The following is a 1,355-nucleotide window of genomic DNA, read 5'->3' on the forward strand; positions in this document are numbered from 1 at the left end:
GTGGTGGGGGTTGGGGCGGTGTCTTTGGCGGCGGGCGCGGTCCCGGTTTCCGTCTCCGGTTCATCGGCGGGCCTTCCGTCATCCGTGGTCAATCGTCGGAACTGATGGGTGGCCAGGCCCCGTTCGGCTATAGCTCGCTGATGTTTCTGGGGGCGAATCTTGGTGCTCTCCGTGGAGGGGTGTGGCCTGCCAGCAGAATCAGGCGGCAGGCTCGGTGGCGTTGGCCGGGGGGCTGGTCCGCGTAGGGGGCCAGGAGTTCGAGCATGCGGTCGTCGTCGGCACCGCACTCGCCGGTGAGGGCGTAGCCGACGATCTTCGGTACGTGGAGATCGCCGACCGTGATCGCGTCGGGCGCGCCGTTGCTGCGCTGGAGCGTCTCCGCAGCCGTCCAGGGGCCGATACCCGGGACGAGGCGAAGGCGGGCCAGCGCTGCGGGCAGCTCCATGCCGGCTGCCTCCTCCAGGCGCGGGGCGACGCGGGCCGCGCGGACGATCGTCGCGGCGCGCTTGTCGTCAACGCCCGCGCGGTGCCACTCCCAGGACGGGATCATGGCCCAACCACGCGCGTCCGGCATCACGTGGAGCCGGTCGAGCGGGCCGGGCGCGGGCTCGCCGTGCCGGCGGAGCAGCAACCGCCAGGCGCGGTACGCCTCGTCGCTGGTGACCTTCTGCTCCAGAACAGTGGGAACCAGGGATTCCAGGACCAGTCCGGTCCGGGTCAGCCGCAGACCCGGCGTACGGCGATGGGTCTCGTGCACGAGACGGTGGCGCGGAGTGAAGGCGGATGGGTCGTCGTCCCCGCCGAGCAGCGAGGGCAGGCCGTCGAGCAGCCACTCGGCGCCCGGCCCCCACGCCTCGGCCTCGATCGCGCCCCCGCGCACCGCCAGTCGCAGCGTCCCGGGCCCGGCCGGTGTACGGCTGGCCCGCCAGACCGAGCCGTCTGGCGTGACACGGAAGGCGGGGTCGGCGGGACCGCGGCGGAGGGGGCCAAGGATGAGCCCCAGGTCGAAGGGCCCGTCCGGCACCCATCGCCGCGTGGCCGAACCCGGCTCCCGCCTGGTCGCGGGCACGAGCGTCCGCCCGCCCCGCACGCTGGTGCGAGTCAGTCGTTGGGTGGTGTCGGGTTCCACGGACTCTCCTAGGTCGCACCTACGAGCCTAGGCCCCGGCAACCGCCCCTTGCTCCACTGCCGACGCCGGGCCGATGTCGACGACAGGCAGGCGATGACGAGCCGGTGTCGACGACGAGCCGGGCTCGCGGGCGGTCAGCCTCAGCCGGGCCACCAGCGGGAGGGGGCAGCCAACCGCCGGACCCGCGCATAGCCACTGGCGGATGGGAGTGGGTGCTGTTGATTGG

Annotated in this window: 1 protein-coding gene; it reads right to left on the reverse strand. The window is 73.1% G+C overall.

What is annotated here, in order from left to right:
• Nucleotides 1–127: 127 nt before the first annotated feature.
• Nucleotides 128–1,090: a DNA-3-methyladenine glycosylase family protein gene (locus tag AOK16_RS23450; protein WP_079101697.1), complete on the reverse strand. Its 963-nt coding sequence runs from the start codon at nucleotides 1,088–1,090 to the stop codon at nucleotides 128–130.
• Nucleotides 1,091–1,355 lie beyond the last annotated feature (265 nt).

Origin of the sequence: Streptomyces pathocidini (assembly GCF_001418495.1) — a bacterium.
Classification (GTDB): Bacteria; Actinomycetota; Actinomycetes; order Streptomycetales; family Streptomycetaceae; genus Streptomyces; species Streptomyces pathocidini.